Origin of the sequence: Undibacterium hunanense (assembly GCF_014284335.1) — a bacterium.
In the GTDB taxonomy this organism is placed as follows: domain Bacteria; phylum Pseudomonadota; class Gammaproteobacteria; order Burkholderiales; family Burkholderiaceae_D; genus Undibacterium; species Undibacterium hunanense.
This window is the reverse complement of record NZ_JACOGF010000043.1, coordinates 1-580: the sequence shown is the minus strand read 5'-3', so window position 1 is coordinate 580 and position 580 is coordinate 1. Positions and strand designations below refer to the sequence as shown.

Genomic DNA, 580 nt, shown 5'->3' with positions numbered 1-580 from the left:
CGCTCAAACATCGGACCTTCTTTTTCCATTTTCTGCACTACACAAATGGCTTCGTCCCAAGCGGATTAGAGTCAACAACAACCCCAAACGTCAAAGGCAACATCAACAGCAACAGCAACAGCAACAGCAACAGCAACAGCAACAGCACCCCCCCACACCATCGTTAATTGACAGCATTCAAATAAATATGAATGAGATTGTGTTGACGTTGGTTTTGACTTTGTTGTTGTTCTTGGTTTTGGGGTTGTTTTTGAAGTTGTAGTCGCTTTTGACGTCAATCCGCTTGGGACGATGTAATTTGTGCTTCACAGAAAATGGATCAGAAAGCTTCGTGTTTGAGCGAAGCGAGTTTCGAAGCTTTCCCATTTTTTGTGATGCACAAATTATGCTGAAGCGTAGCGTAAGCACCCGAAGGGCGAGTCTGCGGTCGCCTTTTCTTTGGATACTTGCTTTTGGCGACGCAAAAGAAAGTATCTCGGCCGCCGGGCCGAGACCCGGCCTGTGTCCACGAAGTGCAATCTTTTAATCAAAGTACGGCACACAAGCAACGTCGCTGGGCTCCAGCCTGCGCTGGAGCGAC

1 pseudogene is annotated in these 580 nt (G+C 47.8%); it reads left to right on the top strand.

Annotation, left to right across the window (positions count from 1 at the left end):
• Positions 1 to 262: pseudogene (locus tag H8L32_RS27635) on the top strand (hypothetical protein); the annotation flags it as partial.
• Between the last annotated feature and the right edge of the window lie 318 nt (positions 263 to 580).